This is a genomic window from Bradyrhizobium sp. USDA 3256 (assembly GCF_054058275.1).
In genome coordinates this window covers 6,750,354-6,774,308 of the sequence record NZ_JBSSAE010000002.1, presented here as the reverse complement: position 1 = coordinate 6,774,308, position 23,955 = coordinate 6,750,354, and the positions used below count along the sequence as shown (strand labels likewise).

19 protein-coding genes and 2 pseudogenes are annotated in these 23,955 nt (G+C 63.8%); 15 read left to right on the top strand and 6 right to left on the bottom strand.

Translation table 11 applies throughout. The features are described from left to right. Positions 1-11 precede the first annotated feature (11 nt). From ACVWY5_RS33960 to ACVWY5_RS33935, 6 genes and pseudogenes are all read left to right on the top strand, one after another. Positions 12-2,153: a type I secretion system permease/ATPase gene (locus ACVWY5_RS33960; RefSeq protein WP_028337669.1), complete on the top strand. Its 2,142-nt coding sequence runs from the start codon at positions 12-14 to the stop codon at positions 2,151-2,153. Then, positions 2,140-3,591, top strand: a complete 1,452-nt coding sequence (locus ACVWY5_RS33955) for an HlyD family type I secretion periplasmic adaptor subunit (RefSeq protein WP_028337670.1) — start codon at positions 2,140-2,142, stop codon at positions 3,589-3,591. Before ACVWY5_RS33960 ends, ACVWY5_RS33955 begins: the two co-directional genes overlap by 14 nt. 63 nt (positions 3,592-3,654) lie before the next feature. Then, positions 3,655-4,176, top strand: coding sequence for a DUF3455 domain-containing protein (locus tag ACVWY5_RS33950; RefSeq protein ID WP_028337671.1), 522 nt, complete (start codon positions 3,655-3,657; stop codon positions 4,174-4,176). A 524-nt stretch (positions 4,177-4,700) separates the two neighbouring features. Beyond that, positions 4,701-4,826: pseudogene (locus ACVWY5_RS33945) on the top strand (zinc-ribbon domain-containing protein); the annotation flags it as partial. A gap of 36 nt (positions 4,827-4,862) precedes the next feature. Further along, entirely contained in the window at positions 4,863-5,765 is a 903-nt protein-coding gene (locus ACVWY5_RS33940; protein WP_456671786.1) for an adenylate/guanylate cyclase domain-containing protein, read from the top strand. Further along, the gene (locus ACVWY5_RS33935) at positions 5,653-8,037 is read left to right on the top strand and encodes a hypothetical protein (RefSeq protein WP_456671745.1); all 2,385 of its coding nucleotides are present in this window, start codon (positions 5,653-5,655) and stop codon (positions 8,035-8,037) included. The genes ACVWY5_RS33940 and ACVWY5_RS33935 overlap by 113 nt, the downstream gene beginning before the upstream one ends. Positions 8,038-8,931: 894 nt before the next feature. On the opposite strand, the gene ACVWY5_RS33930 is transcribed toward ACVWY5_RS33935, so the two are convergent. Next, positions 8,932-9,534: a hypothetical protein gene (locus ACVWY5_RS33930; RefSeq protein ID WP_028337685.1), complete on the bottom strand. Its 603-nt coding sequence runs from the start codon at positions 9,532-9,534 to the stop codon at positions 8,932-8,934. Between the two features lie 15 nt (positions 9,535-9,549). Here ACVWY5_RS33930 and ACVWY5_RS33925 point away from each other — a divergent pair, with 15 nt between their 5' ends. Beyond that, positions 9,550-10,410, top strand: coding sequence for a hypothetical protein (locus tag ACVWY5_RS33925; protein WP_038378005.1), 861 nt, complete (start codon positions 9,550-9,552; stop codon positions 10,408-10,410). 164 nt (positions 10,411-10,574) lie between these two features. Here the strand turns inward: ACVWY5_RS33925 and ACVWY5_RS33920 are convergent, their stop codons facing one another. Next, entirely contained in the window at positions 10,575-12,089 is a 1,515-nt protein-coding gene (locus tag ACVWY5_RS33920; protein WP_028337672.1) for an ATP-binding protein, read from the bottom strand. Between the two features lie 431 nt (positions 12,090-12,520). Here ACVWY5_RS33920 and ACVWY5_RS33915 point away from each other — a divergent pair, with 431 nt between their 5' ends. Then, the gene (locus ACVWY5_RS33915) at positions 12,521-12,745 is read left to right on the top strand and encodes a hypothetical protein (protein ID WP_051376374.1); all 225 of its coding nucleotides are present in this window, start codon (positions 12,521-12,523) and stop codon (positions 12,743-12,745) included. A gap of 107 nt (positions 12,746-12,852) precedes the next feature. Continuing rightward, positions 12,853-14,142, top strand: a complete 1,290-nt coding sequence (locus ACVWY5_RS33910; protein ID WP_028337673.1) for an MFS transporter — start codon at positions 12,853-12,855, stop codon at positions 14,140-14,142. Between the two features lie 61 nt (positions 14,143-14,203). Here the strand turns inward: ACVWY5_RS33910 and ACVWY5_RS33905 are convergent, their stop codons facing one another. From ACVWY5_RS33905 to ACVWY5_RS33895, 3 genes are all read right to left on the bottom strand, one after another. Then, a complete protein-coding gene (locus ACVWY5_RS33905; RefSeq protein ID WP_028337674.1) occupies positions 14,204-15,394 on the bottom strand; it encodes an OpgC domain-containing protein in 1,191 nt (396 codons plus the stop codon). A gap of 294 nt (positions 15,395-15,688) precedes the next feature. Then, positions 15,689-16,303, bottom strand: coding sequence for a TetR/AcrR family transcriptional regulator (locus tag ACVWY5_RS33900; RefSeq protein ID WP_050386137.1), 615 nt, complete (start codon positions 16,301-16,303; stop codon positions 15,689-15,691). 152 nt (positions 16,304-16,455) lie between these two features. Beyond that, positions 16,456-17,628, bottom strand: a complete 1,173-nt coding sequence (locus tag ACVWY5_RS33895; protein WP_028337675.1) for an acyl-CoA dehydrogenase family protein — start codon at positions 17,626-17,628, stop codon at positions 16,456-16,458. Between the two features lie 144 nt (positions 17,629-17,772). Between ACVWY5_RS33895 and ACVWY5_RS33890 the strand changes: the two are divergent. After that, a pseudogene (locus ACVWY5_RS33890) lies at positions 17,773-18,006 on the top strand (AMP-binding protein); the annotation flags it as partial. 112 nt (positions 18,007-18,118) lie between these two features. Then, entirely contained in the window at positions 18,119-19,213 is a 1,095-nt protein-coding gene (locus tag ACVWY5_RS33885; protein WP_244482422.1) for an asparaginase, read from the top strand. Here ACVWY5_RS33885 and ACVWY5_RS33880 read toward each other — a convergent pair. Next, positions 19,192-19,836, bottom strand: coding sequence for a sigma factor-like helix-turn-helix DNA-binding protein (locus ACVWY5_RS33880; protein ID WP_321176678.1), 645 nt, complete (start codon positions 19,834-19,836; stop codon positions 19,192-19,194). The genes ACVWY5_RS33885 and ACVWY5_RS33880 overlap by 22 nt on opposite strands. A 74-nt stretch (positions 19,837-19,910) precedes the next feature. Here ACVWY5_RS33880 and ACVWY5_RS33875 point away from each other — a divergent pair, with 74 nt between their 5' ends. The 4 genes from ACVWY5_RS33875 (at position 19,911) to htpG (ending at position 23,710) form a co-directional block, all read left to right on the top strand. Further along, entirely contained in the window at positions 19,911-20,567 is a 657-nt protein-coding gene (locus ACVWY5_RS33875; protein WP_321176679.1) for an AraC-like ligand-binding domain-containing protein, read from the top strand. Beyond that, positions 20,548-20,889, top strand: a complete 342-nt coding sequence (locus ACVWY5_RS33870; protein WP_321176680.1) for a helix-turn-helix transcriptional regulator — start codon at positions 20,548-20,550, stop codon at positions 20,887-20,889. Before ACVWY5_RS33875 ends, ACVWY5_RS33870 begins: the two co-directional genes overlap by 20 nt. 60 nt (positions 20,890-20,949) lie before the next feature. After that, positions 20,950-21,756: an MBL fold metallo-hydrolase gene (locus tag ACVWY5_RS33865; RefSeq protein ID WP_028337679.1), complete on the top strand. Its 807-nt coding sequence runs from the start codon at positions 20,950-20,952 to the stop codon at positions 21,754-21,756. 91 nt (positions 21,757-21,847) lie between these two features. Further along, on the top strand, positions 21,848-23,710 hold the full coding sequence (htpG, locus tag ACVWY5_RS33860) for a molecular chaperone HtpG (protein ID WP_028337680.1): 1,863 nt from the start codon (positions 21,848-21,850) through the stop codon (positions 23,708-23,710). Positions 23,711-23,955 lie beyond the last annotated feature (245 nt).

Genomic DNA, 23,955 nt, shown 5'->3' with positions numbered 1-23,955 from the left:
GGAGAAAACCAATGAGCACCGAAGCCAGCGCCGCAAAGCCGGCCGATCCTGGTCTCGAAGCGCTAGTGACGCTGCTGCATCTCCAGGGCGTCGCGGCCGATGCCGGACAAATCGCGCATCGGCTGGGAACGGACAAGATAGGCGCACCGGAGATGCTCCGGTGCGCCAGGGATCTCGGACTCAAGGCGCGAGTCTGCCGGACCGACTGGTTGCGGCTTGCGAGCACACCGCTGCCCGCCATTGCTCCCCTGCGCGATGGCGGGTTCCTGCTGCTCGCCAAGGCTGACGAGGAAAAAGTCCTGGTCCATTCGCCGCTGCAGCGCCGGCCCATCTTGATGACGCGGGACGAGCTTCTGGCGATCTGGGACGGCGGTCTGATCCTGATGACCCGCCGTGCCGGATTGGCGGACGTCACCCGGACGTTCAACATCACCTGGTTCCTGGCGGCAATCCACAAATATCGTCGTCTTCTGAGCGAGGTCCTGCTCGCCTCGTTCTTCCTGCAACTGCTGGGGCTGGTCTCACCGCTGTTCTTCCAGGTCGTCATTGACAAGGTGCTGGTGCATCGCTCCCTGAGCACCCTCGACGTCCTCGTTCTTGGATTGGTCACCGTCTCGGTGTTCGAGACCGTCCTGGCAATCCTCCGGACGTATCTGTTCGCGCACACGACCAATCGCATCGACGTCGAACTCGGGGCGCGTCTCTTTCGCCACCTGCTGGCTTTGCCAATGGCCTATTTCCAGGCGCGGCGTGTCGGCGATTCGGTCGCGCGGGTGCGCGAGCTGGAGAACATCCGAAATTTCCTCACCAGCTCGGCGCTTACACTGGTCATCGATCTCCTGTTCACTTTCGTCTTTGTGGCGGTGATGTTTCTCTACTCACCGCTCCTCAGCTGGATCGTGCTGGCTTCCTTCCCGTTCTATATCGCGATCTCGGCGGGGGCGACGCCGCTGTTTCGGCGGCGCCTCGACGAGAAGTTCCGGCGCGGTGCCGAGAACCAAGCCTTCCTGGTCGAGAGCGTGACCGGAATCGAGACGCTCAAGGCCATGGCGGTTGAGCCGCAGATGCAGCGCCGCTGGGAGGAGCAGCTCGCCGGCTACGTTACCGCAAGCTTCCGGGTCCTGAGCCTTGGCAACAGCGCGAGCCAGACGGTCCAGCTGGTGAACAAGATCGCTACGGCCGGCATCCTGTATTGCGGCGCGAGGCTCGTGATTGACGGCAGCCTCACCGTCGGCGAACTCGTCGCCTTCAATCTCCTGGCGGGAAGGGTGAGCGCGCCGGTCCTGCGGCTCGCCCAGCTTTGGCAGGACTTCCACCAGGCGCGGCTCTCGATAGCGCGGCTAGGCGATATCCTCAATGCGACCGCGGAGCCGACCTATGCGGCCGGACGTGTACGGCTGCCGGCGATCCGCGGCGATATCGAGTTCGACCACGTCTCGTTCCGCTACCGCGTCGACGGCCAGGAGGTCCTGCACGATATCTGCTTCGACGTCCCGGCCGGCCAGACGGTTGGCATCGTCGGCCCCTCCGGGTCCGGTAAGAGCACGATCACAAAGCTGGTCCAGCGCCTCTACGTCCCGGAGCGCGGACGGGTGCTGGTGGATGGAATGGATATCGCAATGGCCGATCCCGCCTGGTTGCGCCGTCAGATCGGCGTGGTCCTGCAGGAGAACGTGCTGTTCAACCGCTCGGTGCGCGACAATATCGCGCTCGCAGACCCGGCGATGCCGATGGAGCGCATCGTCGCCGCCGCTCGGCTCGCTGGTGCTCACGAGTTCATCCTCGAGCTTGTCGAGGGGTATGACACCGTGGTCGGCGAGCGTGGATCCACGCTGTCGGGCGGCCAGCGCCAGCGTGTCGCGATCGCGCGCGCGCTCGTCAACGATCCACGCATCCTGATCTTTGACGAGGCCACCAGCGCCCTCGACTATGAGAGCGAGCGTATCATTCAGCAGAATATGAGGGCGATCGCTAGCGGGCGCACGGTGCTGGTGATCGCGCACCGGCTTTCAACCGTTCGCACGGCAGACCGCATTGTGACGCTTGATCGCGGCCGCCTTGTCGAGGATGGCAGCCACGACGTGCTCATCAAGAGCGGCGGCCGCTATGCATCGTTGCACCGGCTGCAAGGGGGACTCCATGAAGCCGGCTGAACAGGCGATCGCTGCCCGGGTCGCGCGACGCGTCGTCCCGCATTCCAATGCGCGGCGCCGCCTCGAAGAACTGGCATTTCTGCCGGCCGCGCTCGAAATCGTGGAAACGCCGCCCTCACCAATCGGCCGTGCGATTAGCGCCGCCATTATTGTGTTGTTCTGTGCGGCGCTAGGTTGGGCCTGGTGGGGCACGGTCGACATCGTTGCGTCGGCGACGGGTAAGATCCTGCCGGGAGGCAGGGTCAAAGTCATCCAGCCGTTCGAGACCGGGGTTGTGCGTGTGATCCGGGTGCAAGACGGGATGACGGTTAAGGCCGGTGACGTTCTGATCGAACTCGATCCGACGGCCAACGGGGCCGAGCGCGATCGCCTGCGCAGCGACCTCTTGGCCGAGCGGCTCAATATCGCGCGGCTGCGGGCGGCGCTCGGCGCTGGCGATGATCCGCTCGCCGAATTCAAGGCCCCCGCCGGCGCAGATCAGGAACTGATCGGAATTCAGCGTCAGCTCCTGCTGAACCAGGTGACCGAGCATCGCGCCAAGATTGCTGCGCTCGTCCGTCAACAAGCGCAGAAGGAAGCCGAGCAGGCCACGATTGCAGCGACGATCCACAAGCTCGAAACGATCCTTCCGGTCATCCAGTCACGCGTCGACATTCGCAAGACGCTTGTGGACAAGGAATTGGGTTCGAAGCTCAGCTATTTCGAGGTGTTCCAGCTACTGGTCGAGCAGCAGGAAGAGTTCGGCGTTCAGAATAGCCACCTGCGAGAGACGGAGGCCGCGATTGCCGCGATCCGCGAAACGCGTGGCCAAGCGGTAGCGGAATATCGGCGCGCGATCTCCGACGAACTTGCCAAGGCGGAGCAAAAGGCGAACGGCCTCACCCAGGACCTGATCAAGGCCGAACAGCGGATGAAACTTCAACTTCTCACCGCTCCCGTTGATGGCGTGGTACAGCAGCTGGCGATCCACACGGTCGGCGGCGTGGTCACGCCGGCGCAGCCTCTGCTCGTGATCGTGCCGAGTGACAGCCGGCTGGAGATCGAGGCGATGGTGCCGAACAGCGACATCGGCTTTGTGCACGCTGGACAAGACGCCGAGATCAAGGTCGACACCTTCAATTTCACGCGCTACGGCCTCCTGCACGGCGAAGTCCTCTCGGTTTCACAGGACGCCCTGATCAGCCAGCGCCAACAACAGCCCACTGGTAACCGAGCGCCCGGCTCTCCGAATGAGACCAGTGAGCCGAAGGGACAGGAACTGAACTATGCCGCGCGCATTTCGCTTGATCGCGACTGGATGCAGATCGACGACAGAATCGTCAGACTGTCACCCGGCATGGCCGTGACGGTCGAGATCAAAACCGGATCGCGGAACATCCTGAGCTACCTGCTTTCGCCCTTGCGTCGCTACCGCCAGGACGCGCTCCGTGAGCGTTAGGCCCGGAAAGTACTTCGCTCGAGCTCCGACCACTTGGATTGAATCACTTGAAGCCAGAGACCGATGAAGATCTCTTCGAAAGTTTTGCCTGGCACGGTCTCGCTTGTTTCTATAGTTCTCGTTGTCAAGGCATTGGCGGAACCGCTGTGGGCCTTGGACAAGAATAGGATCATCGCTACCCTTCACGCTGAAGGCGCCCAGATTTACGAGTGCAAACCAGACACCTCGATGCCGGCATCGCAGGTTCAGGCCCTGACATGGCAGTTTCGCGAACCGATCGCTACGCTCATGGTTGACGGACAATCGATTGGTCGGCACTACTCCGGGCCAAGTTGGGACCACATCGACGGCAGCGGAGTGAAGGGCAGGGTGGTCGCGAGCATGCCAGCTGCTACAACGAGCGACATTCCGTGGCTGGAAATCGAAGTCGTGGACCGCCGCAACAAGGGCATCCTGTTCGATGCGGCAACTGTTTTGCGAATCAATACCAAAGGCGGAATGGCGCGGGGACCGTGCGAAGGCGCCGGCGCATACCTCAGCATCCCGTATGCTGCGGACTACTTGTTTCTGCGCAGGAGCGATTAGGGTCGCATGTGCGCTTGGGACACCAAGGTGACAGCGTCGAAGGTCGGCTTCGCTCAAAGCATCGACCGCGCCGGCTACTTTGCATGGGGTTGTTTTTCGATATTTCGCTTGGCAGCGGGAACGACGTCGGCCTTGCGGTTGGGAATGGTGGCCTGCCGAGCCGTAGCTTGTGAGCTGATGGCCCGCCTTCGCCCTTTGGGCTCCTCCTGGCTGCGCCACGCGTAGCCCAAAGGGCGAAGCGTGGCGGGTCCGGCAGGACTCGAACCTGCAACCAGACCGTTGTGGGCGGCGGATATCGATCGGCTTCGCTGATTTTGCTGCGGTTTTGTTTGGTTTCGATTGCGTTCATTGTGGTTTGACGGGTCGTTTCTGACGCAAAACTGGGGTGACTTCCATAATCCAAACATCCGCCGTGCGGCTTTGCCAGCGTGGCGCTGTGGTGAGGTCGGCCGCCAAATGGTGTTTTTTGCATCCACACTCGCCGGGCTGTGGTAGGTTGAATTTTTCCGTCATGCAGGTGCTGCATGCAATGCCCGAGTTGTCGGGCGCAAGTGCCCGATGAGAAGCGGTTCTGCACGGAATGCGGGGGAGCGCTGCCCTCTGCTTGTCCGCGATGCGGGTGCGTCAACCCGCCAGGCTCAAAGTTCTGCGGCGATTGCGGTGCCACGCTGAGTGCCGGGTCGGCTATGGCACGGCCGGAACTGCAACCAGACGCCTCGCTGCGATCAAGTGTCTCCGCCGAGCGGCGGCAGTTGACCGTGATGTTTTGCGATCTGGTTGGCTCGACGGTGCTCGCCTCACGCCTTGATCCCGAGGACTTGCGTGACGTGATCGGCGCATATCATCACTGCGTTGCTGAGACTATTCGCAGTTTCGATGGCTTTGTAGCCAAGTATATGGGTGACGGGGTGCTCGTGTACTTCGGCTATCCTGCGGCGCACGAGGACGACGCTGAGCGGGCGATCCGCGCCGGTCTTGTACTTGTGGACGCGGTCGGCTCTCTTCCTGCCATGGAGGAGCCGCTGCGGGTTCGTGTCGGTGTCGCGACTGGGCTGGTCGTTGTCGGTGATCTTATTGGAGCCGGCGCTGCCCAAGAGCAGGCGGTGGTCGGCGAAACGCCGAACCTTGCCGCTCGGCTGCAAGCTCTTGCCACGCCGAGCGCGGTCTTGGTCGACCAACGGACGCATCGCTCGGCCGGCGGTCTCTTCGAATACGACGACCTCGGGGCAGTCGAGGTAAAGGGGTTTACCGAACCGGTGCCGGCTTGGCGCGTCCTTCGCGAGAGCGCGGTCGAAAGTCGCTTCGAAGCATTGCATCCCTCCGGGGGGAAGGTGCCCCTGGTGGGGCGCGAAAGCGAACTCGAGCTATTACTCCGATGCTGGCAGCGAGCCAAGAACGGCGAGGGTCAAGTCGTATTGCTATCGGGCGAGCCAGGCATCGGAAAGTCGCGCGTGGCCGCTGCGTTCGCACAGCGGCTTGCAGACGAGCCGCACGCAAGATTGCGCTATTTCTGCTCGCCACACCATCAAGATAGCGCAATGCATCCGACCATCGCGCAGTTGGAGCGCGCTGCTGGGTTTCGCGCGTGATGACCTGCCCGAAATCAAGATCACGAAGCTGGAGACCCTGCTCACTCCGACGCAAGCCTCGGATGAGGATATCGCGCTCCTTGCCGAACTGCTGTCGATCCCGACCAACACCACGGGCCGTTACGCGGCCCCGAACCTCACGCCTCAGCGCAAGAAGGATCTGACTTTCGAGGCTCTGCTGCGGCAACTCGTCGTGCTCGCACAGCAGCGGCCGGTGTTCATGGTCTACGAGGACGCCCACTGGATCGATCCGACATCGCGGGACCAGCTCGATCATATCGTGGAACGGGTGCAGGGGTCGTCTGTGCTGCTGCTAGTCACCTTCCGCCCCGAGTACTCGCCGCCCTGGACCGATCAGGCTCACGTGACCACTCTGACCCTCAAACGGCTCGACCTGCGCGAAAGTGCAGCGCTGGTGCAGCGCATCGCAGCCAGCAATGGGACCTTGCCAGGCGAGGCGGTAGATGAAATCGTCGCGCGGACGGACGGCGTGCCGCTCTTCGTGGAGGAACTTACCAAGGCCGTCGTCGAGGCCAAAAGCGGCGCGAAGGCTCTCCTGTCCGGGACTCCTGCCTCCGCGCGCGCTGTGCCCGCGACGCTGCACGCTTCACTGATGGCTCGGCTTGACCGGCTGGGCCCAGCGGCAAAGGAAATGGCGCAGGTCGGCGCGGCTATCGGACGAGAGTTCTCTTACGAACTCATCGCGGCAGTCGCCACCCCGCGGAGCCAGACGGAGGTGCGAGATGCGTTGGGCCGGCTGGTCGAGGCCGGGCTACTTTTCCAAACCGGCATCCCGCCACAAGCGTCCTATGTCTTCAAACACGCGCTGGTGCAGGACGCCGCCTACAGCACGCTGCTGCGCAAGCAGCATCGGCAGCTGCACCGGACCATCGCGCAGAGATTGGAGCAGGACGATACGGCCGTCGCGCAACGCCATCCCGAACTGCTGGCCTACCACTACGGTGAGGCTGGTCTTCACAAAAGCGCCATACCCCACTGGACCGTCGCCGGCGAGCACGCGGTGCGTCGTGCCGCCAACACGGAGGCGGTTCGACATTTTCGCCGAGCACTCGCATTGCTCGAAGCCGAACCCGAGACGCCGGGGCGAGCGGCCGCAGAACTCAAGATTCTCGCACAACTCGGACCGGCGATGATGAATGTACAGGGGTGGACCGCGCCCGAGGTGGAAAGAGTCTACGACCGGGCGCTCGGGCTCGCACGTGCGATGGACAGCTCGGCCGATTTGGTGGCGCCTCTCATTGGTCTGTGGCTGTTCCACAATACCCGCGGCGAATTCGGGAAGGCGCGGGAGTCGATCCAGGAACTGTTCCGGGTCGCTCATTCCTTGAACGACCCAAATCTACTGCTCCAGGCGCACCATGCTGCCTGGCCGACGCCCCTGCTGTGCGGCGACTTCGCCACAGCGTATACGCAGGTCGAGCAGGGCCTCGCGCTGTACGATGAGCGGCAGCATCGCCATCACGCGTTCCACTACATTGGACACGACCCGGCGGTATGCGCCCACGCGCTCGGTGCGATCATGGCGTGGATGTTAGGTCATCCAGAACGAGCCGCGCAGCACGCCGAGAGCGCGGTGCGGTTCGCACGGCGAATGGAGCACGCGCCAACTCTCTCCCACGCGCTGTGGTTCGTATGCGCGTACCACATCTTGCGAGCGGATGTGGCGGCGGCCCTGGTGACAAGCACCGAGACCTTGGCGCTCTGCGAGGAGCATCAGCTCGCCCAGCCGAAAGCCGCAGGAATGCTGTTCCGCGGCTGGGCTCTGGTGCGCAGCGGCGAGATCGAGGAGGGCCTGCAACTCGCGCGCAGTGGGTTGACCGCATGGGAGCGAGGCGGGGTCGGCGCGTTCCTCCAGCAAGGCAGATTTATTCTTGCCGAGACTTGTAGCGTCGCTGGTCGTCGCGATGAGGCAATGGAGCTGTTGGAAGCGGCGCTTGGTCACGGCAATGTAACCGGTGAGAGATGGTGTGAGGCGAGGATTCATCATCTTCGAGGTGAGCTTTGTATCGCGTCCGCAGAGTGGCAACAGGCGGAGCAGTGCCTGCGGAAGGCACTTGATGTCGCGCGCCAGCAGAACGCGCGCTCAATCGAACTGCGAAGCGCCACCAGCCTCGCCCGCCTGTGGCGCAATCAGGGCCTAGGCCGCAAAGCCCGCGATCTCCTGGCGCCAATTTACACCTGGTTCACCGAAGGCTTCGATACGCCGGATCTGAAGATGGCAAAGGCGTTGCTTGAGAGTTGCAATGATTGAAACCGTCCGCTTAGGCATTTGCGGCCGAGTAAGCGACAAAGCGAAGCGCTTCTGGTGCGGTGACTCTCTACGGGGCGGTGAAATAGCCTCTGATATCTGAATTCACTGGTGGTCCTGGCGGACAATCGCCTAACAGCATAACGAATTGAAGTTGCGATATATTTCGTTATCCGCGATGGTCAATACCAACAGAAATACCAACAAGATGACGTGCGGTGATCGCCGACAAAAAATAGATGTCGGCAAGGGGCATGGCCCATCCAGTTCCGGTCTCACCAATCGCGCCAAATGGAATCGAACCTGCTTTGACCTGAGTGTTCCCCGCGGCCCGACCTAACACGCTATCGCGAGGTCAAGGGTAAGGGTGGCTGTTGTTGCCCGAGTACGACTGCCCGACGGCGCCTGAACGCTGTCACCTGCGCTATCGAGAATGCCGGCGATAACAAACCCCGTTCTGGCATCCGGGAGTATTTGCTGCGGGCTCTCCTGACCTTAAACGATGCGATCTTGCCTGAACCCATGGAAAGATACATCACGCGTCAGCAGGTCGGGGAATGACCGAAGTAGGCTCCTATGCCCATCCTTTCGCGCCGCATTGAGAACGGAAAACATGGGCTGCAAGGGGGGTAAGTTCGAGTCGGCTATGGAGAAATGGCGCACCCGACACGATTCGAACGTGTGGCCTTCGCCTTCGGAGGGCAATGCTAAGCGACTGCCTCAAGTAGCAATTTGAGATGGTTGCGCGTCCCCGCAACCAAAGTCCGGACCGACCGGTTCCGATAAAATGGCCCGCATTTTCGCGGGCCATTTTTGCTTTGGGAGGACGACAATCGGGCCTCGTGTCGTCGACCGATCGGGCGCAGATCACGGCGTTTCCGCAGCGCGGGCCGCTCCCTAGACGATGAAATGGAATTCGTGCCACGCACTCCAGCTGATGCCATCGCTGGCGCGAACCCAGAGGTCGTCAGGCACGGTACCGCCCTGGAATGTCGTGCCGGCAATTTGAGCCGCGCTGACGTTGATGGCGGTGCCGGTGGGCTGCGCATTCCCGCCAATGCTCCAGTGGCCGCTGCTTGCCGACGGCGTCGAATCCCAGAGTTGATATTGCGCGACATTGTCGCCGTCGGCATCCGCGACTGAAAACAGGCTTAAGGCTGCCACGCTCTGATTAGCCGTCGCATGGAAGTCGGACGCGGTCACGACCGGAGCGCTGTCAACCGACGCGGTGACGTGAAACTCCTTCCACGCGCCCCAGGCAAAGCCGTCGTAGGCCCTCACCCAGAGATCGTCCGAACCCGATCCGCTTTGAAAGCTTGTGCTCGAAAGCTGAGCTGCCGTGACATCGATGGCGGCATTGGTGCCTTGGGCGACTCCCCCGACCACCCAGTGCCCGCTGCTCGCATCCGCCGTCGAATCCCACACCTGATAGTTTGTGATGGTGTCGGCAACGACACGATCACCCAGTACGCCTTCTGGGATACCGGAGGAAACGGCCATTGGGTTGTGAACGGTGTGGCCCAGGCCGCCAACACCGAGATCGATGTAAGCGCGGCGAACCTGTCACAGGTGAGCTACGTCTTCGGCCCCGGTGGCTCGCCATCGGATACGCTATGGGTTAAGGCCAATGATGGCAGCATGTGGAGTTCCTGGAAGAGCTTCACGGCCACCGCAACGAACCAGGCGCCGACGGTCTCGGTCTCGAATGTGACGACGGTCTCGGGGCAGGTCTTCGCGGCTTCGAGCCTGGTCAGCGCGACGGACGCGGATGGCGATACCATAACGAAATATGCGTTGTGGGATTCCAACACGAACGGGCGTTGGAACGTCAACGGAGTGAATCAGTCTGCGAATACGGAGATCGACGTCACTTCGGCGCAACTTGCCCAGACGACCTATCAGGCCGGCTCCGGCACTGACCAGCTCTGGATCCGGGCCTATGATGGCAGTGCGTGGGGTGTCTGGCAGCCTTTCAACGTCACGGGAGAGAGCCCCAGCAGCGCCATCATCGCAGCGGGCGCCACCTTGGAATTGACGGGCGCTTCGAACGCGGCCGTTACGTTCCTGGGCAGCACGGGGACGCTGAAGCTCGACAATTCCGCGAGCTTCACCGGAACTGTCGCCGGGATGTCCGGTTCGGACACGATCGATTTCGCGAATATCAATTTCGCGAACGTTCAAACGCCGACCTTCAGCGGTGACAGCACGCACGGAACGCTCACGGTGACGGACGGCACTGTTACCGCCAGCATTGCGCTGCTGGGCAACTACATGGCTTCCACATTCACGGCCTCGAGCGACGGCCATGGCGGTACCTCGGTCGTCGATCCGCCGGCGATGCAGGTCAGTCAGCTTGCGCAGCCGCAGCATGCGTAATGGCTTGAGATAGGCGGCCGTGGAGGGCCTGTTGCGGGCCCTCCGCAACCAAAATCGCTCAACCGGCAAAGATGAAAGGGCCCGCCTCCCGGCGGGCCTTTTGTTGTCTTGCAGCGCTTCCGCGACGCCGCGCAACACCTAACGCTTGGTCGCTCAGTACCTGATTACAGTGACGAGCCGTTACAGGCTGCTTCCGCCGCCTGGTCGTCCACATTCGGGTCGGCCGCGGCCGTGGCCCAGGCGAGCTCGACGAGGGTCACGATCCGCCGGCCGGCACCGTCGAGCTGGCAGACGATCAGGCCTTGTTCCTCGATGTAGGTCAGAAGATGCCGGGCACGGCGCAGCGAATGCGTGCCGTAGGCGCGAGCGATCGCGGCATCGCTCGGGCACGGCCAGCCCTCTTTCGCGGCGCGCGCGATCATCATGAAGACGCCCTGCATGTCCTCGGGCAGCAACGCGGCGCGCAGCGAGACGTCCTGCCAGGCGTCGTCCTCCGCGACATCGGCGCCGAGCCCGGCGCGGGCGCGCGTCAGCATCCGGCGGAAATCGGTCAGCTCCGGCACCACGGCACCGAGACCCTCGATCCGGCAGCGGACCACGAACTCCTGATAGAGCACGCCGATGGCGCGGAAGCCGGCGTCGGGCTCGGCGAGGATGGCGCGCAGGATACGGTCCAGCCGTTCACGCCGCTCGGCCAATTGCTCGGCGCTCGGCGGTGGCTCCGCTGCTTCGGGATCTGGCTCCGCTGCCGGCTGCTTGGCGGCCATCAACTGGCTGAGCAGGTCCGGCGACGGCGTCCGGCGCTGCGGCCGCACCGCTTCCGGCGGCGGAGCGGCCAGGATGATCGCGCGTGCGTCCTCCAGTGCCGCTTCAGGCAGCGGCATCAACCGCGGCGCCGCATTGCGCGGCTGGGTGTCGGTCGGACCGATGCGCAAGCCCAGCGGACGCCGGGAGAGCGCAGGTCCCAGCGCCATGAATTGCCCGCGCTCGAGGTCGCGGAAGGCTTCCGCCTGCCGCCGTTCCATGCCGAGCAGGTCGGCGGCGCGCGCCATGTCGATATCGAGGAAGGTGCGGCCCATCAGGAAGTTCGACGCCTCGGCCGCGACATTCTTGGCGAGCTTCGCCAGCCGCTGGGTTGCGATGATCCCGGCAAGCCCGCGTTTGCGGCCGCGGCACATCAAATTGGTCATCGCGCCGAGCGAAAGCTTGCGCGCCTCGTCGGACACCTCGCCCGCGATCGCCGGCGCGAACAGCTGCGCCTCATCCACTACCACCAGCATCGGATACCAGTGGTCGCGGGCGACGTCGAACAGCCCGCCGAGGAAGGCCGCGGCGCGCCGCATCTGGTTCTCGGCGTCGAGCCCCTCGAGATTGAGCACCGTGGAGACGCGATGGATGCGCACGCGCTCGCCCGCGACCTGCAGGCTGCGTTCGGTGTGGTCCTCGGCATCGATGACGAGGTGGCCGAATCGTTCGGCCAGGGTGACGAAATCACCTTCGGGATCGATAATGGTCTGCTGCACCCAGGGGGCGCTCTGTTCCAATAGCCGGCGCAGCAGATGGGATTTGCCGGAACCCGAATTGCCCTGCACCAGCAGGCGTGTCGCCAATAGCTCCTCGAGGTCGATGGCCGCCGAAGCGCCGGCCGTCGTTTGTCCCATCTCGATCGCTACGGTCATGTCCCGACTCAAATTGCCCTTGCGGAGAGGCGGCTTAACAAGCTGATCGCGCCGCGTCGAGCGAACCGCACCATCATCCCCAGGCACGGCCGGGAGCCATGGTGATGCTCGCCAGACGAGATGAAGGTGATCAGGCCACTACAACGTGTTCAGCTTGCGTGTCTGGCGTATATTTTTTCGAACCAGTTCCAGTTCAGCTCCGCGATCCGGCCGGTTCGGACCCGCTCTTATTCAATCAGCCCGCCGAACTCTCAGCCCGCCGAACTCGATGTCTGAGTTCAACTACGACGCATTCATTTCCTACATTCTTCCCGATCCAAACGGGAGGGATCCCTGCTTGCAAGGCCCGCGTTATCAAAGGCATCCGCCAAAAATCGAAGGTTTCACGGATATTATCCCCGCTCACGCGCGCATGCGGCGGAGCGATCCCGATGTCGGCAGCGAGAGGTTCGACCGCGCAAATCTTCCTGGCGCCGGTATTGATCTTCGCCGTTATCGCATTCGGGCTGGTCTCGGCGCTGCTCGGCGACGGCACCTGGGACCGGGCCTCCTGGCTCGCACTTGTCGTGCCGCTTGTCATCATCGCCTTCTACATATTCCGGCGTTCCGCGCGTCCTTCGTGGAAGGAGCGAGCGTTCGCGGTGACGCCGAAGTGATCGGCGTTGCTATTCTTGTGCCGGATACCTCCGTCCCGTTTGCCGGTGGTGTCTCGGCGCGCAAACCTCGGCATAGTCCGCCGCACAAAAGAAACGTGCGAGGAAACATGACTGAGAGCACCGTCGATACGCTTGCGCCGTCGGTCGCGGCGCCTGGCGCAGTGTCGCCGCGAAAAGTGTTTTGGGCGACCTGGTTCGGCTGGATGCTCGATGGCTTCGATTCGTCGATGTACGCCTACATCCTTGTCGGCGCGTTGAGCGAATTGCTGCCCGCCAGCGGCATCGAGCCGAGCAAGGCCAATATCGGCATCTATGGCGGGCTGTTGTTCTCGATCTTCATGCTGGGCTGGGCCTGCTCGATGGTCTGGGGCTGGGCCGCAGACCGTTACGGACGGGTCCGGATCATGTGCTGGACGGTGTTGGTCTACTCGCTGTTCACGGCGCTGTGCGGGCTTGCGACCGGTATCGTGATGTTCGCATTGTTTCGCTTTGTTGCCGGCTTCGGCATCGGCGGCGAATGGGCCGCGGGCACGCCGCTGCTGCAGGAATCCGTGCCGGAGAATACGCGGGTGCGGCTCGCCGGATGGCTGCACACGGCGACGCCGACCGGGCTGTTCCTCGCCGCCGCCGTGACGCTTGCGATCGGCAGCACGCTCGGCTGGCGCGGCATGTTCCTGCTCGGCATTCTGCCCGCGCTGCTGATTGCGTATCTGCGCAGCAACATTCCCGAACCCGAGCGCAGCGCTGCACGCGAGCAGCCTTCGGTTGCGGCCTTGTTTGCCGGCGACCAGGCGCGCACCACCTGGGCCGCGGCGCTGATGATGGCCTGCATCATCTTCGGCCTGTGGTCGTCGAACTTCTGGGCCCCGACCGTGATCTCGACCAAGCTGGTCGCCGCGGGCGCGACGCCGGCGCATGCGCAGGAGATGGGCGCGGTGGCCGGCCTGATCACCAATGTCGGCACGCTGATCGGCTGCCTCCTTGTACCATGGCTAACCACCTGGCTCGGCAGCCGGCGCCGCACCGCGGTGCTGTTCTTCATCGGCGGGCTGATCTCCGTCGTGGTCTCCTATGAGGTCGCGATCGAATGGCTCGACAGCCTGACGCTGTTCATGGTGCTGCTGCCGGTGCTCGGCTTCTTCACCAATGGTGCGTTCGGCCTGTTCACGATCTGGCTGCCGGAGATGTTTCCATCGGCGCTGCGCGGCTCGGGCTCCGGCTTCGCCTTCAGCATGGGCCGCGTGCTCGGCGCCGCCGGCCCGACCCTGATCGGCGCGCTCGCCGCCCGCACCGGCAGCTTCCCGCTGGCGATTTCGATGCTGTCGCTGATCTATGTGGTCGGCTTGCCGCTGATTGCCCTGGCGCCGGAGACGGCCGGCAAGCCGCTGGCGAGATAGCAGGCTCCTTTGCGCGTTGCGCGCGGCTTCGGCCGCGCGCCGTCACGCATCAAGCGGGGCCTTACTCCGCCGGCTTCGCGGTGGCTGGCGTCTGCGCGGCCACGGGCGTCTGCGCAGCTACGGGTGCCTTCGCCGGCGCCTTGTCGACCTTCTTCGACCAGGAGCGGTAGTAGGCGAGCGCGGTCATCAGCACGATGCCGACGATGCTGACCGCGATCTGCATCCAGATGCTGCCGGAGACCTCGACCAGCACCACATGCGCGATGACCGCGAGGAAGACGCCGGTGCAGAACACTTCGAGCGACTGCTGGCCGCACTTGATGATCGGCTGGAAGATCGGCCATTCATATCCGGGCCACTCGCGCGGCAGGAAGCGCGTGACGAAGAAGGCGAGCACGACGAAGTGCAGCACGCGATAGGGCGCGAGGTTGGTCTTGTCGTTCGGATTGAAGGCGTCATAAAGCCAGGCCGGCATTGCCTGTCCGAGCTCCGGGAAGCGGCCCGCCAAGGTCATGACCAGCGCGAACAGCAGATAGGCGCCGCCGAGCCAAAGGAAGGCGCGCGAGCGGATGAATGTGATCGATTCACTGGCGCCGCCGAGCGCAAACCATCCGCCGAACACGAACAGGAACTGCCAGCAGAACGGATTGAAATACCATGAGCCGGACGGATAGGCCGGCAGGTTCCAGCCGAAATGGCGTGCCGCGAGATAGAGCAGGAACGAGGCCAGCAGCGTCAGATTGAGCTTGCGCAGCATCGCCCACAGCACCAGCGGATAGCACAGCATCAGCGCGATATAGAGCGGCAGCACATCCATGTTGACCGGCTTGAACGCCAGGATCAGGCCCTGATAGAGCGTCTCGGCCGGATTGTGCATGAAGCCCGCGACGTTGAATTCATTCTGCAGGTTCGGGTCGTGGTAGCGCTGGGAGAGATAGCCGATCTCGGCGATATAGATCACGAACAGCAGGACGTGCGCGACATAGATCTGCCAGGCCCGCTTGATCAGGCGGGTGGCGCCGATCACGGTGCCGCGCTCGAGCATCATGCGCGCATAGACGAAGGATGCGGTGTAGCCGGAGATGAACACGAACAGATCGGCCGCGTCGCTGAAGCCGAAATTCTTCTGCGTGATCCAGTTCACCGCGTTGTTCGGGATGTGATCGAGATAGATCGCCCAGTTGGCGAAGCCGCGCAGCAGATCGAGGCGATAGTCGCGGCCACGCGGCGGCAAAACAGCCTTGACGTCCATCGGTACGCTCCCATCCCGAGTCCCCGCGCGTCCGGTCGCGGGTCGCCCACGACGTCATACTAGAACAGGATTTCGACGGTTGTGTATTGGTTTTCCGGAAGCTGATCGCCGCCACAGCCGGCCAAACAGCGATGAATTTGGATCAAATCGTTCGCGCCGCGAACCACGCGGTGCGTAGGATGGGTAGAGCGAAGCGAAACCCATCGCTCCGTGCCAGCCTGACGAACGATGGGTTTCGGTTGCGCTCTACCCATCCTACGAGAGCCTGCGAGAACCGGCCGCGCACCGGCGCGGCTAACGCTGCACGAACCCGTTATGCAGCGTGGTGAACAGCGCCTTGCCCTTCTTCACCAGGTCGTATTTGCGGCCGTAAAGCAGCCAGACCGCGGTGAGGTGACACATCCCGCCCATCATCAGCGACATCGCGGTGTAGGGATCGAGATTGCGGCGATAGGTGCCGGCGCGGCTCGCCTGCTTGATCAGCTGCACATAGCGCAGCGCGTATCTGTCGACCGCCTTCTTGATCCGCGGCTCGGCGGCAAGCACGCTCGGCCAGATCTCGAGGAAGAACACCCGGCCCCAGCTCGGGTTATCCTTGATGTACTGGAAGTTGGTGAGGAAGATGATGCGGAGCTGCTCGACGGGATCGCCACCCTTGAGCAGCAGCGGCTCGGTCTTCTGATAAAGCGCCTCGAAATTGCCCTCGGGCACATCGAGCACCAGCGCGCGCTTGTCCTCGAAATAATCATAGATGCTGGAGAGCGGTACTTTCGCCGCGGCGGCGACCTCGGTGAGCGAGGTGCCGTCGATGCCTTTTTCGCCGAACAGCTTGGTGGCCGCCGTGAGGATCTGCTCGCGCCGGTCGCGGCTGCGTTGTTGCTTGAGCTTGAGTGTCGTCCCCGAAGCCACGGTGGTCTCCAAGAGCGTTTTCGCGCGAAGTGGATACCGGTTCGCGCAAGGAAGACGCGTCAAAGCAAGAATCTCGTCCCGCAAAAACAGTAAGGCAGCGGGATCGGAACACAAGCGCTATTGCGACGGCATACAGCGGTAAAGCCTGTGGGTCAGAGCGGCGCGTTCCGCCGCTCATGTGTGCGGAACGCGTTGCGGGCAATGATCTGGCGCATGATCTCGGAGGTGCCGTCCAGAATGCGGACGACCCGCGTTTCCCGCCAGATGCGCTCGATCGGCAGGTCCCTGGAATAACCGGCGCCGCCGAACAGCTGCATGGTGGTGTCGGCGACGCGCTGCACCATGTCGGCGCCGGTATATTTGGAGAGTGCCGCCGCGGCGGTGCGGGCGGCGGCATCGCCCTGGTCGTAACGCCAGGCTGCCTCATAGGCGACAAGCCGCGCGGCATGCAGCGAACTCGCCATGTCGGCGATCTGCCACTTGAGGCCCTGATGGTCGCGCAGCTTGCGTCCGAACGCCTCGCGCTCCGAGACATGGTCGAGCGCATAGTCCAGCAGCTGGCTCGCCGCGCCGACGCAATAGGCGCCCCAATGGGTGCGCCCGGCATCCAGGCACCGCATCGCGATGGCGAATCCTTCGCCCTCCTGTCCCAGCAGATTCTCGCGCGGAACACGGCAATCCTCGAAGATCACCTCGGCATGCTCCGAGCCGCGTCCGGCGGCCATCTCGACCAGGCGGCCGATGGCAAGGCCCGGCGTCTTTGCGTCGACGACAAAGGCCGCGATGCCCTTGGCGCCGGCGGACGGATCGAGCGTGGCGAACACCGTGAAGACGCCGGCTGCGGGCGCATTGGTGATGTAGGTCTTGCGGCCGTCGAGCACGTAATGGTCGCCGTCCCGCCGCGCCCGGGTCTGGATCCGGGCGGCATCGGATCCGGCATTCGGCTCGGTCAGCGCGAACGCGCCAATCACCCGTCCGCTGGCGAGCTCTGGCAGCCATCGGTCGCGAACCGCCGGCTGGGCGTAGAACTCGATCGCCTTCGAGCCGATGTGAACGTTGACCCCGCTCAGATAGTAGAAGGCGGTGTGGGCCTTCGCGAGCTCTTCGATCGCGATGCAGCTGCCCAGCATCGAGAGGCCGAGGCCGCCGAATTGCTTCGGCGTGTTGGTGCCGAACAATCCCATCCTGCGCAGGCCGGCCATAGCGCTGTCCGGCACCTTGCCGGTCGCCTCGATGGCGGCATCGTGCGGCTGCAGCTCGCGGCGCACGAATTCGCGTACCCGGCTCTGCAGAACGCGGAGATCGTCGGGAAGCCCAAAATGCATGGCGCACCAAAAGTCGAATAATCTTCGAGAAACGTTGCGCCGCCTTCCGGCAGATGTCAAGATTTTGCGGAAGTTCCGGAGAACACGGCATGCTCGCAGGCTTGATGCAGCAGGTCCGCTCACACTCAATCTGGTGAGGGAGTCGAGTGCGGCATGCGCGTCGCCACGCTGGCCTGGAACTCGCACCGTCACCTCGAGCTTTATCTCGCCGTGCCCTGCATGGGCGCGGTGCTGCACACCATCAATGCGCGCCTGCAGGCGCTGGACATCGCAAGACTGTCCGCCCACGCCGAGGATCGGGTGCTGTTCGTCGATCGTTCGATCTGGCGAACCGTCGGGACGGAGATCGCGCTGCGCAACGCGTTTGGAGTTCACTAAACGCTTCAACCCGGCTTCCGACCATCGCATCTTCCGCCGCAACTTTGTCCACTTGTTACGGAACAAAACCACGAGTTGTGGACTGGCGACCTGTCGCTTTGGGGAGAAGATCATGCCACGTTCGTTTCAATCCAATTATTCCGTTCGGCCCTTCCTCGGCCTCGCTGCAGCCCTCATGATCGGGCTTGCCGCGCCGGTATCAGCACAACAGGCCACCGGCACCGCGCTGGCCCGCGTGCTCGTGCTCGGCACCGGCGGCACCATCGCCGGGCAGGCCAATGCCCGCGCCGGCAACGCCTATGACTCAGGCAAGGTCAGTGCGGCCAACCTGATCGCGGCGATCCCGGGCATCGACAAGCTTGCCCAGATGTCGGCCGAGCAGATCTCGTCGATCGGCTCGCAGGACATGAACGACAAGGTTTGGTTCGACCTCGTCAAGCGTATCCGCGCGGCCGTTGACAACAAGGAAGTCGACGGCGTCGTCATCACCCATGGCACCGACACGATGGAGGAGACTGCGTTCTTCCTGCAAAACGTGCTCGACACCGACGTCCCGATCGTGCTGGTCGGATCGATGCGGCCTTCGACCGCGATCGGCGCCGACGGTCCGGCCAATCTCTACGAGGCGATGCGGGTCGCTTCTGCCCCGGAATCCCGCGGCCGCGGCGTGCTCGTGGTGCTCAACGACACCATCCATGCCGCGCGCTGGGTGCAGAAGACCAATACCACCAGCGTTGAGACATTCCGCTCGCCCGATGCCGGGCCGGTCGGCTATGTCGACACCGGCGCGCTTCGCTTTCTGCAGCCGGCCGCTCCAGCCAGGGGTACCAAGCTGAAATTGCCGGATGCCCCTTCCTTGCCGCGGGTCGACATCATCTATTCGCATGCCAACATGGACGCCGCTGAGGTCGAGGATGCGGTCAGGCGCGGCGCCAAGGGCATCGTGCTGGCCGGCGTCGGCGACGGCAATTCATCGAAGGGCGCGATCGATGCGCTGGCCGCCGCGGCGAAGCAGGGCGTCGTGGTGGTGCGTTCGACCCGGGTCGGCTCAGGCTTCGTGAACCGCAATGTCGAGGTCGAGGACGACAAGCTCGGCTTCGCGGTCTCGCTCGATCTCAACCCGCAAAAGGCGCGCGTATTGCTCGAGCTCCTGATCGCGAACGGCATCACCGAGCCGTCGGCGGTTCAACAGGCGTTCGCGCGGTAGATCGTCGGTTTTGAAGCGCCTGCCGGCTTCACCTGCGCGGCCTTGTTCGCCGCGCGCCGCGCCGCGAGCAGCAGGGCGCGCGCTTCCGCGATGCGCGACATCACGGTGGTGACGGGAATGCCGGTGACTTCGGCGATCTCCTTGTAGGAGAGATCGATCATCTCGCGCAGCGCGATGACTTCGCGGAGCGGCGCGGGCAGGTCGGCGACCAGTTGCCGGATTGTTGCGCTGTTGCGCCGTTCCGGCGCTGCATTCTCGCCGGCGAGTTTTCGGCCGAGTCTCTCCTGGCAGACGGCTTTGAGGATCGTGAGCAGCCACGGCCTGATGGCCGGGCCGCGAAAGCCGTCGAACCGGCGCAGTGCGCGCAGATAGCATTCCTGCACGGCCAGTTCGGCGTCCGCCTCGGTCCGCATCAGCACCTGGGCGAACGCATAGGCATCGTCGAGACACGGCAACGCCGCGTCGCGAAACTGCTGCGCCGTTTTATTCCCGGCTTTCGCACTTCGCATCATAGGGTTGCATCTCGTGAATAGCTTTAACGGCAATCGGCGCAGTGGTATCAGGCTCCGCGCCGGAGTCGTGGACCGTCGCGCCAAGCGTAGGGACAGGAACGACGTGCGCACACGACATGCGCATATCGGGCAGCAAGCGAGCGATCGTGTCAGCCTTGATCGATCGGGCGTTCGGAGCACGGATCATGTCCGAGACACAGGTGACCAACCGGTTCTCGATCTTCCATCACGGGCTGGCGAAAGGGCCGGCCTATGAGGCTTGGCGCGAAGGGATTTGCCGCGGCTTCTGCCGGCTCGACGTCGGACCGACCGACGACAACCGCATCGACTGCCACAACGAGTTTACGCTGCTGCATACGGTCGCCATCGCGACGCCGCGCGGCGGCTCGGCTCGCTTCGCCCGCACCCGCGCGCTTCTGAATGACGGCTGCGACGATCTTGTCCTGATCTTTGCGACGCGCGGCACGGTGCAGGTCACGCAAGCAGGCAAGGCGATCGAGCTTCAGCGCGGCCAGATGTGCCTCACCGAAATGAATATTGTCGGCACCGCCGATCTCACCCGGTCGGGCAGCTTTACGACGACGCGGTTTCCGCGGCGCCTGCTGCTCCAGATCGCGCCTTCGGCGGAGACGCAGCTGGCGCGGGTGTTCGGGCGCGAGCCGGCCTTGGGCGCGATGATCGAGCGCTATTCCGCGCTCTGCACCGAGCTTGCCGGCGATCTCGACCTGCCGGGCCAGCAGGCGGCGGCGCATCATCTCGCCGACCTGGTCGGTCTCGTGCTCGGCAGCAGTGCCGAAAGGAAGGAACTGGCGGCGCGACGGCGTGGCGAAGGCGCGGCTTGATTTGATGAAGGCCGATGTTCTCAAAAATCTCGACAACGGCAAGCTCACGATCGAGGCTGTAGCAAGGGCGAACGCGCTCAGCACCCGCCAGGCGCAGCGCCTGTTCGCGTCCGCAGGGACGACGTTCTCGGAGTTCGTCCTCGAGCAGCGTTTGCTGCTGGCGCGCCGGCTGCTGCTGCACGAAGAGGGCGCCGGCCGCAAGGTCAGCGACATCGCCTATACGGCCGGCTTCAACGATCTCTCTTATTTCCACCGCTCGTTTCGCAGGAAGTTCGGCGTAGCACCGGCGGAGATGCAGATGGAACTGGGTCGCAAGCATTGAACACCTGCTGCCGCGGCGCTAGATCAGCACACCAGCTTCATCCCAACGAGGGCACTGCCCATGCCTCTGTGGACCTGCGAACAATGCGGCGCGCAATTTCCTGAAACCGCGGCGCGGCCGCCGGCTTGCCCGATCTGCGAGGACGAGCGGCAATATGTGAACTGGAAGGGGCAGGCGTGGCTGACGCGCGAGGAACTCGCAGAGCGGCACAGACTGGTCTGGCGCGACGATCTCGGTCTCGTTGGACTTGCGCTCGAGCCGTCCTTTGCGATCGGACAGCGCGCGCTGCTGGTGCCGGATCGCGGCGGCTGCGTGATGTGGGACTGCGTGCCGCTGGCAACCGCCGAGGCGATCGCGCATGTCAGATCGCTCGGCGGGCTGAAGGCAATCGCGATCTCGCATCCGCATTATTATGGCGCGGTCGCCGACTGGAGCGCGGCGTTCGACAATGCCCCGGTCTATCTGCACGGCGACGACGCGCAATGGGTGACGCGGCCTTATCCGTCGATCGTGCCGTGGCAGGGCGACAGCCATCGCATCTCCGACGACATCCTGCTGGTGCGCGGCGGCGGGCATTTCGCCGGCGCCACCATGCTGCATTGGCGCAAGGGCGCCGACGGGCGCGGCGCGCTTCTGACCGGGGATATCGCGATGGTGGCGATGGACCGCCGCTCGGTCAGCTTCATGTATTCCTATCCGAACTATATCCCGCTCAATACATCAGCGGTCCGCCGCCTCGCGCGCGCGGTCGAGCCGCTGGCCTATGATCGGATCTACGGCGCCTGGTGGGACAAGAACATCGCCTCCGATGCCAGGGCGGCGTTCGACCGCTCGGTGCAGCGCTATCTCGCGGCGATCTCGGACTGACGGTTCCGGCCGCTTTTGACAATCTTGCCACGCGGCGTGATCGCGCTATATCAGGGCTTTCCCGCCCCTTACCGATTGTCCGAGTTTCCGCATGACCACAACTGCCGCTGCCGAATCCCAGCCGTTCCAGGCCGAGGTTGCCGAATTGCTACACCTGATGGTGCATTCGGTCTATTCCGAGACAGATATCTTCCTGCGCGAGTTGATCTCGAACGCGTCGGACGCCTGCGACAAGCTGCGCTACGAGGCGATCGCCAATCCGTCCCTGATCACCGACGGCACGCCGCCGGAGATCAGGATCGTCCCGAACAGGGCGGCCAACACGCTTGCCGTGGTCGATACCGGCATCGGCATGGAGCGTCAGGAGCTGATCGACAATCTCGGCACCATTGCGCGCTCCGGCACCAAATCGTTCCTGTCGAAGCTCACCGAGGTCAAGGACGGCGCCAATCTGATCGGCCAGTTCGGCGTCGGCTTCTACGCCGCCTTCATGGTCGCCGAGAAGATCGTCGTCACCAGCCGGCGTGCCGGCTCGGACGAGGTGTGGGTGTGGTCGTCGGAAGGCGGCAGCGGCTTCGAGATAGCACCGGCGAGCGAAGAGGCCGCCCAGCGCGTCGCGCGCGGCACCGAGATCGTACTGCATCTGAAGAAGGACGCCGCGAAATATCTCGAGACCTACGAGATCGAGCGCATCGTCCGCGAATATTCCGACAACATCCAGTTTCCGATCCTGCTGGTGCCGGAAGAGGGCGAGCCGCGCCAGATCAACTCGGCGAGCGCGCTATGGCAGCGCTCGAAATCCGAGCTCAAGCCTGAGGATTACGCGCAGGCCTACAAGCAGATCGCCGGCGCGTTCGACGAGCCGGCGATGACGCTGCATTACCGCGCCGAAGGCCGGCAGTCCTACGCCGTGCTGCTGTTCGCGCCGTCGCAAAAGCCGTTCGATCTGTTCCAGGTCGAGCGCAAGGGCAAGGTCAAGCTCTATGTCCGCCGCGTCTTCATCGCCGACGACGCCGAGCTGCTGCCGGCTTACTTGCGCTTCATCCGCGGCGTGATCGACAGCGAGGACCTGCCGCTCAACATCTCGCGCGAGATGCTGCAGAACAATCCGCAGCTCGCGCAGATCCGCAAGGCCGTGACCGGCCGCGTGATCGGCGAACTCGAAACGCTGGGCGAGAAGGAGCCGGAGACCTTCGCAAAGATCTGGGACGCGTTCGGCCCGGTGATCAAGGAAGGCCTGTGGGAGGATTTCGAGCGCCGCGACAAGCTGCTGGCGCTGGCGCGCTTCACCACGACGTCGGGCGAGAACCGCTCGCTGAAGCAAATTGTCGACGATTTCAAGCCGAACCAGACCGAGATCTATTATCTGGTCGGCGACAGCGTCGAGCGGCTGAAGTCGAACCCGAAGCTGGAATCGGCGCGCGCCCGCGGCATCGAGGTGCTGCTCTTGACCGATCCGGTCGATGCGTTCTGGACCTCGGCGCCGCTCGATTTCGGCGGCAAGCCGCTGAAGTCGCTGAGCCAGGGCGATGTCGATTTCGGCCTGATCCCGCTTGCCGATGACAAGGACGACAAGAAGGACGAACCCGCGGCCGACGCGGCGACCACGATCGCCGTGATCAAGGACGCGCTCGGCGAGCGCGTCTCCGACGTCCGCGCCTCGCAGCGGCTGACCGCGAGCGCGTCGTGCCTCGTCGCAGGCGGCGATGCGCGCGACCGCGCGCTGGAGCGGCTGCTCGCCCAGCAGAACCGCGGCGCGATCACAAAGCCGGTGCTCGAGATCAATCTGCGCCACCCGCTGGTCGCGGCGCTCGCGACCGACAGCGCGCAGGCGAAGGACCTGTCGCTGCTGCTGTTCGAACAGGCGCAGATCCTCGACGGCGAGATGCCCGACGACCCCGCCGCGTTCGCTGGCCGCATGAACCAGCTCGTGCTGCGCGGATTGGGGAAGTAGAGCGCGAACTCTGAACCCGTCATCCACGGCTGCGTAGCCCGGATGAAGCGAAGCGCAATCCGGGGTCTCTCGTTCGCTGAGGCGGTCCCCGGATTTCGCTGCGCTCCATCCGGGCGACGCATTTCCGAGAATGGCAGGCTGACTGCGCCTCACCCCGGCGCTTGACAGGCCGCTGTCCATTGGTGTTACGTTATAACATAACATCAAGCGAATGCCCCATGTCCCGCCGCCGCCGATCCCTCCAG